9 protein-coding genes are annotated in these 8,298 nt (G+C 52.6%); 3 read left to right on the plus strand and 6 right to left on the minus strand.

Features of this window, described 5'->3' with window-relative positions; translation table 11 throughout:
- The coding region (locus tag ACWIUF_RS08160) for a LysM peptidoglycan-binding domain-containing protein (RefSeq protein ID WP_448571794.1) at positions 1–200 on the minus strand (200 nt) is incomplete at its 3' end.
- Positions 201–548: 348 nt separating this feature from the next.
- Here ACWIUF_RS08160 and ACWIUF_RS08165 point away from each other — a divergent pair.
- Positions 549–671: a hypothetical protein gene (locus ACWIUF_RS08165; RefSeq protein ID WP_448571795.1), complete on the plus strand. Its 123-nt coding sequence runs from the start codon at positions 549–551 to the stop codon at positions 669–671.
- A 100-nt stretch (positions 672–771) separates the two neighbouring features.
- On the opposite strand, the gene ACWIUF_RS08170 is transcribed toward ACWIUF_RS08165, so the two are convergent.
- From ACWIUF_RS08170 to ACWIUF_RS08190, 5 genes are all read right to left on the minus strand, one after another.
- Complete coding sequence (locus ACWIUF_RS08170; RefSeq protein ID WP_448571796.1) at positions 772–1,203, minus strand: YbjN domain-containing protein; 432 nt, start codon at positions 1,201–1,203, stop codon at positions 772–774.
- Positions 1,204–1,250: 47 nt separating this feature from the next.
- On the minus strand, positions 1,251–2,615 hold the full coding sequence (locus ACWIUF_RS08175; RefSeq protein WP_448571797.1) for a TRAP transporter large permease: 1,365 nt from the start codon (positions 2,613–2,615) through the stop codon (positions 1,251–1,253).
- Positions 2,599–3,150, minus strand: a complete 552-nt coding sequence (locus ACWIUF_RS08180; protein WP_448571798.1) for a TRAP transporter small permease subunit — start codon at positions 3,148–3,150, stop codon at positions 2,599–2,601. Before ACWIUF_RS08180 ends, ACWIUF_RS08175 begins: the two co-directional genes overlap by 17 nt.
- Before the next feature lie 1,218 nt (positions 3,151–4,368).
- A complete protein-coding gene (locus ACWIUF_RS08185; protein ID WP_448571799.1) occupies positions 4,369–5,097 on the minus strand; it encodes a CorA family divalent cation transporter in 729 nt (242 codons plus the stop codon).
- Positions 5,098–5,456: 359 nt separating this feature from the next.
- A complete protein-coding gene (locus ACWIUF_RS08190; protein ID WP_448571800.1) occupies positions 5,457–5,624 on the minus strand; it encodes a hypothetical protein in 168 nt (55 codons plus the stop codon).
- A gap of 313 nt (positions 5,625–5,937) precedes the next feature.
- On the opposite strand from ACWIUF_RS08190, the gene ACWIUF_RS08195 reads away from it, so the two are divergent.
- On the plus strand, positions 5,938–6,888 hold the full coding sequence (locus ACWIUF_RS08195) for a calcium-binding protein (RefSeq protein WP_448571801.1): 951 nt from the start codon (positions 5,938–5,940) through the stop codon (positions 6,886–6,888).
- A gap of 133 nt (positions 6,889–7,021) precedes the next feature.
- Positions 7,022–8,170 carry a DUF1996 domain-containing protein gene (locus tag ACWIUF_RS08200; RefSeq protein ID WP_448571802.1) on the plus strand — a complete coding sequence of 383 codons (1,149 nt, stop codon included), beginning with the start codon at positions 7,022–7,024 and terminating at the stop codon, positions 8,168–8,170.
- The last annotated feature ends 128 nt before the right edge of the window (positions 8,171–8,298 follow it).

The following is an 8,298-nucleotide window of genomic DNA, read 5'->3' on the forward strand; positions in this document are numbered from 1 at the left end:
GTTGCGGCTGGGGTGGGGGGGTGACCGTTGACGGTGGCGACGATCGGGGTCGGTAGCTTCAACCGTTGGCCGACCCGTAGCTGCTTGGGATCAGGAATTTGATTTAAGGTGGCTAAGACACGCCAATCTCCATTCGGTCCTAGGGTTTTGCTGGCAACGTGCCACAGGGTATCTCCGGGCTGGACAACGTACTCACGCATGGTAATAGTTCTGTCCTTCGCGTCTTGCTCTACCTGTTACCCATCTTAATCGGCAGTGTCGCCAGTCAACAGGGCACGATCGGGGGTATTTTGAATGTGCAAAAATACTTAGAGTCGCGGTAGTTAACCAGATGCCGATCTTGGAGACGCGTTATCCCACTGGTTGGGGCAGTTGAACTGCCCCGATCCCAGATTAATCAAAGTGCCCTACAGCACTTCCATACCCGATGAGGTACAGACAAGGGGCTTAAGCCCCTTGTTGACAAGGCTTGACAGTACTGCATTAGAGCGGGAGCGGCTGGATTGACGGCAAGGTCTATGGGATGCTGGGGGCAATGCTCCCCCAGGTTGACGACCTATCCGGAAGAGGCAGCGGGTGTGGAAAAGCAAATTTTAGAATTGGTGAGTCTGGATTTTCAGTGTCCATTGGTGTTGGTCGATGAGGCGGTCGAGTTTCCGGTTGAGGGATGAGGATATATCAGCCATGTATGACTGCCGGATTAGCGCAAATTATTCCTATTTTGCCAGCACTCAAACTCTATTTCTATAACAATGAATCCTTGCATAAAAGCTAGCCAAACTCAGCCTGGAGGGCTTCATCGTGTTCGTCTGCGATCGTAGCCACGATCGTGATCAGTCGGGAGATTTCTGCTGCCGAGAGATCCTCTAAGTTACGGCTGGTAACCACCACCACTTCATAATTAAAAATGGCAAACCGGGCCTCAAAGGTTTCTGCCCAGTTCATCTCTAACAAGTGCTGCATCAATTGGGCTTCATTCTTAGCGGGTAAACTCAGCACGGATGACCAAACCGTGAGGATGTCCTCCGGCGCGTCGCCCGATAGCTGGACAAATACCTCAACGGTGCCATAGTTAAACCGCCACAGGTGCCCCGTATCCTGGGTGAGGACCATTGCACTGCCGGCTTCCCCCAGGCTAGCAATAACCGTTTCAATGATTTCGATATAGTTGGTTTTGTCGTTCGTTGTCGTTAGGGTTGTCATTGGTCTTTCTCGCAAAGGTGGACTGACTCTATTTTAGCGATCTTGCTCTACCCCATCCCCCGACTGGCCATGAGGGACGGCAGCCAGTTAACTAATATGGGAAAGCGAATTAACAAGGCCAAGATCAATAGTTGGATTAGGATAAAGGGAATTGCCCCGCGATAGATATCCTGGGTAGTGACTGAGGGGGGGGCCACGTTGCGTAGGTAGAAGAGGGCGAACCCAAAGGGTGGGGTTAAAAAGGAGGTTTGCAGGTTGACGCCCAAAAGGACCCCAAACCAAACTAAATCAATGCCTAGGGGACGGGCTACTTCAGCGCATAGGGGCACGACAATAAAGGCAATTTCAAAAAAATCAATAAAAAAGCCTAAACTAAAAACGATCAGCATTGTTAGGAATAAAAATCCCCATTCGCCGCCGGGTAGGTTACTGAAAAAACTTTGGACGACCCGTGCGCCGCCTAGCCCCCGAAAGACGAGGCTAAATGCTTGGGAGCCAATCAGGATCAACATGACCATACTGGTTGTGCGCAGGGTTGCATCGCAAACCTTGCGGAGTGCTTCCAGGCTAAGCCGCTGGTTAAAGGCGGCTAGGACGATCGCGCCTACGCAGCCAATAGCCCCGGCTTCAGTGGGGGTGGCGATGCCGAAAAAGATGCTGCCCAAAATCAATAGAATCAAAATCAGGGGCGGGATCATGACCTGTACAACCTGCTGGCCAAGGTTGGGGACCTGCCGAACACTGGCGGGTAGGGCGGGGGTCAGGTCGGGCCGTAACCAGGCCGTCAGAATAATGTGGAGGATGTAGCTGCCTGCCAGTAGCAATCCCGGTAGCAGTGCCCCGATGAAGAGGGCTCCCACGGGTACGCCTAGCTGATCTCCCAGCACGACCAGAACCACGCTAGGGGGAATAATTTGGCCCAGGGTGCCGGAGGCTGCAATTACTCCGGTGGCTAGTTGGCGATCGTAGCCATAGCGCAACATGGTGGGGAGGGAAATGAGTCCCATTGCGATGACGGTTGCAGCGACGACCCCGGTGGTTGCGGCCAACAGTGCCCCCACGGCAACGACGGCGATCGCCAATCCTCCGCGAATGCGGCCAAAGAGAATCCCGATCGTCTCTAGCAGTTCTTCGGCAATGCCAGATTTTTCTAGCATGGAACCGATGAAGATGAAGTAGGTCACCGCTAGTAGGGTGAAGTTGTTCATCGTGCCAAAAATGCGATCGGGTGTGGCGGACCACAGGGCTGGATTGAACAATAGGGTCGGATCAATGAGCTTCACCACGATGCCAATCAGGGTGAATAGCAGGGCAACCCCCCCAAAGGTGAAGGCTACCGGATAGCCTACTGCTAGCAGCAGGAGTGCTACACCAAACATGGATGGGCCTAGCCAGTCATAGCTCAACATCATCTGTCTCCGGTAAGGGCAGGTCACCCCGTAATGCCGCATAGGTTTTAATCGCCTCGGCAATGCCCTGAATGAATAGCAAGGCGAAACCAATCAGAATCATGGTTTTGATCAAATACCGGGGGAGGCCACCGGGGTCGGGTGACATTTCCCCCATGCGCCAGGACTGGGCAACGGCATTCCAGGAGTAGATGATCACTATGCTGCAAAAGGGCAGTAAAAATAGGACGGTCCCCAGGAAATCTACCCAAAGCCGGCGACGGGGGGAAAAGCGCTGATAGAAAAAGTCTACGCGCACGTGTTCGTTGTGCTTGAGGGTATAGGCTCCCCCCAGGAGGAACAGAATATCGAAGAGGTACCACTGGGCTTCGATGAGGGCGTTGGAACTCAGGTTTTGGCCAAGGCCGCGTCCGAGGAAGCGACCAATCACGTTCCAGGTCCCGATCGCGACCATTGCCAGTGCTAACCAGGCAGTGCAACGGCCCACCCATTCGTTCAGGTTGTCAATCCACCGGGCGATTCGGAGTAGTTGCTGCAAGTGTGTGTCTCCCGCTGCGTACCGATCAGGATCTTCTCATGTTGATAAGACCTTGTTGAAGGGGGCGATCGTTTTAGTGTGATCACTGGATGCTGGGACTGTACCGGAACCCGTTGCTTGTCTTAGAAGGGTTGGCGATCGACTTGGGCCTGGATTGTTGCAAAACCACAAAGACACAAAGGCACGAAGGTTATTTTTCGCTTTCCAGGCAGGCAGAATCTCATTTTTTCGACATTTTGATTTTTGAACTTTTTGAGGATTCCATTTTGACTAGATATCTGATGGATTATCTATTTTTATAGGTTCTGGCTGGTAAGTTCCCACGAACGCATTAGCTTATTTCTCAAAAGATTTTGATTTTCTTTCAAGAAAATTCCCTGAGAAAAGTTATCAGTCTATTTAGCAAAAATGGGGTATTTTTTAATCCTTAAAGTTAACTGTAGATTTTTTGTCTTTTATAAGACTTGTAAGTCTTAGTTTTAGACCCATAAATGGACTAATGCTGGTCTAGTAAGACTCATTTTAGTCTTAAAAATAGACTTATTATGAGTCTTTTATTCTTGAATGAGATAAATTTTTAGGGCATTTCAGGCGATCGGGATCAGTGGGGCCATTTCCTATCAAGTCGCATTCGTTCTGGGTCCGGAGGAAGTTCAATTGGCCTTAATTAAAATCTTAATTGAGACAGAAATACGCATATATAGACTCATTGCAAGACTATATATCTCGTTTGAGACGAATTTTCAGAGAAATGCCGCAGGCCCGTGGTGTTGTCTTGAGAGGGTTAAGGAGGAACACACCAAGGCATCAATTCTCATCTGAAACGAGGTTCCAAATCATCTAGGGATGAGGCGTCGGAATCCTGCACTGAAAACGGACTGCACGGGGTAACGTGGATTTCCGGCAGTCATCGGCGATCGCTAACCGACGCTAGTCCGGTTGGGGGGATGCGATCGTTCTATCGTGAGATAATAAGACTTTTAATTAGACTCAGATTGAGATAGCTGATCGTGTTTGAGATTGTTAGGGCGGCATGGGGACTGCCTGAAGGTGTCAGGCGGGTCGGGAAGCGTGCAATCTTCCATGTGACCTGGGCACGCTCTTGAACTTCATTACAGCCGTTCCCGCTCTAATGAAGTCCTGTCAAGCCTTGTCAGCAAGGGGCTTAAGCCCCTTGTCTGTACCTCACCAAGCAGGGAAGTTCTGTATCGACGTGCCCTAGATCCATTTACCACGCGTGACCCAGCGACGGACAAAAATGCCAAGGATGAGGGTGGTAATGAGAACGAACCAAAATAGGGAATAATGACTACTTTCCAAGCCATTGGCTAAATTCATGCCAAAGACACAAGAAATAGCAGTTAAGGGATAGAAAATAGCGGCCATAATATTGAGGCGATGACTAGCTTCGACGGATTTCATGCCAATTTTTGTTTGCTCTTCTGCCCGTTTGGCGATATTGTAATCCATCGCGTTTTTAGCATTCTCATAAATAAGATCGAGGGTACGCTCAATGTCGTAGGCCCAATCGCGCAGGCTGATGAGATCGCGATCGTGGGGGATGGCTTCACGGGCGGCCTGGAGGGTAGCATGGAGGTTTTGGGCCGCCAGTCGCAGGGGAAAAATCGCCTCCAGTAACCGAAAATAAGCATCGGCGTCTGTGGCTTTCGCATAGTCTTGCTCAAATTTCTCGACGGCGGTGCTGTACTCCTGAAGGTGTCTGGTCAGGGTGTCAATGCCAACACCGCCACTGCTGTGTTCCCAAGCACCGTTGGGTTTGCGCCAGAAAAAGACGGGCTGGCGATCGCGATCGTGCGGTTGGGGTACCCGATGCAGGACCAGTAGCAGGTGGTCATCAGCCGTCATGGCCCGCTGTTTACCGGCGGTGTTCAAGCCAAAACGGTTTGTGATACTGGTGGGTAGTTTCCAAGAAGCGGGTAGTTTCATATCTGGTGAATGACTAGGGGTTGGCCAAGCGGTAGGCCATAACATGGGTCGGGCGTTAAATTTGGGCGTGAGCGGGGGCAAACTGAGGCCGATCGCGTTACTCTAGTCCTAGTATGACAAGGCTTTCCGCCCTAGAAACCCCCTCGACGATCGTGCCCAGAAGGCCGAGCAAGAATTTAGTCCAAATTTAGTCCAAAATAAATTTTCTTGCTTTGGAATGCTTGTCAGACAAGGAATATACAAATTGGGTCACCTGCGGGGCACGCAGGGCACCCAGAGAATTGGGGCCAAAGCGACCGGATTTGCCAGCCTGGGAGAGGGGGAGCGATCGGCGCTTGTAGCAAGATTGAGAACGCTTCTTAGCCTTGGTGCCGATCATTCCCTTTGATCTGCCAGCAGCAAAAGAGTTTGGGCTGATTGAGGGCGAACTCAAGCCACTGGGTAAACCAACCGGTAAACTGGACGCCATGATGGCCACCATAGGTCGTAATCAGGGAGCGATCGTCGTTACCAACAATCGCAGGCATTTTGAAAATATCCCCCGCCTTCAGATCAAAAATTGACTCACCCTATAGGGGATGGCTTCTATCCGGAACTAGAGCCAAAATCACTGTATCTCTGAATAACTTGAAGTAGATAAGTAAAGTTTAATAACGCGGATAAATATTGGGATTTCTTGCCAGATTTTAAGCCCTATCCGGTTGCCGATCGTCTCAATTATTACATCAGTTAGCCTAGCGATTCCCCCTAAACTTGATTTGTTCCCAAGCACTGGATAGATAACTTCCCCCCCGGAACTCCACATTTCAGCCATACAATCAAACCAGGAGTCCTAACCTCATGATAGATATCCGACTCACGATCGACCCTGATGCCTTCACCGGGACCAACGATGCGGAAAAAATCTTTGCCTTCCGGGCAAATGACACCATCAACGGCAGCGGGGGGGATGATTTTATCTACGGCGGCAAAGGCGATGACTCCCTGGTCGGCGGGGCTGGCAACGATACCCTGCGTGGCGATCTTGACAACGACACCGTCCTGGGCGGCGATGGTAACGATCAACTTTTTGGCGGTCGGGGCAACGACCTGCTCATGGGCGGCAATGGCAACGACACCCTCTCCGGAGATCGCGGCAACGATACCCTAACCGGTGGGGCCGGGGCCGACACCTTCGTGATCAGTGGCCTTGACGGCATTGACATCGTCACCGACTTCAATCCAGGGGAAGACACCCTGGCGATCCAGGACAATCGTCCCGTCAATCTCAAACCCGGTTTAGGGCCAGAAGCCGGGAATACCTTGATCTTTGATGCCGTAACAGGTGCCTTGATGGGCAAATTACTCAACGTAACCAATGTGCCCGGATCAACCCTGGATCTAACGGGCCGGGTCAGTGCCCAATCAACCAACGCCGCTGGCAACATTGACGGCCCCATCGCCGCGACTCTACAACCCCCCAGTGGCAATAACGCCTCCTGGGATAGCTTTAACACAATCGACCCAGCCACCAAGCTTGACCCTTACTTTGGGTGGGATGCCGTTGAAAATAGCTTCGAGTTTGATCTCATCAATGGAGTTCCCAAGGCAACATTGGCGATCGTGGCCCCCGATCGCGACGAGCAAATTGAACTCCGGCTGGACTTGGCTACCCTGGACACGCAAATACAGGCACTCAACTACGGCTTTGCCGCCGCTCTCTATGAGATCGCCGCCCCCTTCCCTAATAGCGTTCAGATCTCCCTCGTGCCTGGGGGCACCCCTACCACCGTCGTCAGCCTCTTAACTTAAATTTAAGTAACCCCTGGAGCAGCTTGCCAAAATTTGCCACCATAGAGGCAAGCTAGTTGCCCGCCCAATCCTATCTCCTCCCCTAGGCGACGCCACCTCTGGGTCATGATTGTTCACCTCCAGTGCCTTAACCATGCTGCTATCCCGCTCCCTTGGACTACTGCTCACCGGCCTCTGCTTATCTGCCTGTCGCGGTGACCAGGCAACCGTTGGCACTTCTGCCCAAAACCTGTCCTATGCGAGTCATGCACCTGCCACCCACACCAACCCCTCCGGGCGTCAGAAACAGGTGCTGGCTCGCCAGGGTGCATCTACCCATGTCAACATGGGGCAGGGGACACTTGGAGCCGGAGCGGGACCGGAAGCGAGCACCTTACCCCGTGGGATTGCAGGCACTACCCATTTACTTTTGAAGCCTGCGGGTCCCCCTCGGCAGGATAATTCTAGGGATACCTTTAGAACCCGTGTGCGGTGGACCCATTACGCCTACGATGACCCCATCATTTACCCGGGCCAACCCGGACGAGCACACCTACACCTATTTTTGGGCAATGCGAGTGTGGATGCCTTTACGACCAAAGACAACATCCGCAGCCGCTGCCGTAGTGCCGCAGCCGGTGGGATCGCCAACTGCAGTGCCTATTGGGTACCCGCGCTATTAGATGCCCAGGGCAACGTCGTTAACCCTCGGCCCATGAGTTTGATCTACTACAAAGCCGGGTATCAGGTCCAAAATCCCCAAGATTCAGTGGTACCGCCCCAGGGTCTCCAGATTGTGGCCGGAGATGCCAACGCCACCCCCGACCAACCACAGGATCGCGATCGTTTCTTCTGGAACTGTGGTGGCAGCCCCTACAACGCCCGCACACTCCATATCCCGACCGACTGTGCCCCCGGTTCCACCCTCGCATTGGAAGTCCGCTTCCCGGCCTGTTGGAACGGTCGCGATCTGACATCACCTGATCATACAAGTCATGTTAGTTATGGGCACCAAGGGCGTTGCCCCAGTTCCCATCCCGTTGTACTTCCCAACATTACCTTCAACATCATGTGGGATGTGGGACCTGCCGGTACCCAGGGTTGGCGGCTGGCCTCGGATAGCTATCCCATCACCCCACAAACCCCAGGCGGCTACTCCCTCCATGCCGATTGGATCATGGGTTGGGACCCCCAAATCGCTAAACGTTTTTTGCAGCACTGCAACCATGCCTTTAAGGACTGTGGGGTTGATAACCTAGGAGACGGAGAGGCCCTCGACTTCTCGTTCGCAGAACAAGGTTGAACCGGAAGCGAGGCTGAACCCCATTGTTCCACGATGCCCCCGGTCCAGGAAGTCAACCAGGAAGTCAACATGAATCAGGGTGACTCGCACGCCAACTCGCCCCCAGCCCCTACCGCCCCATCTACTCC

It is taken from the genome of Trichothermofontia sp. (genome assembly GCF_053493415.1).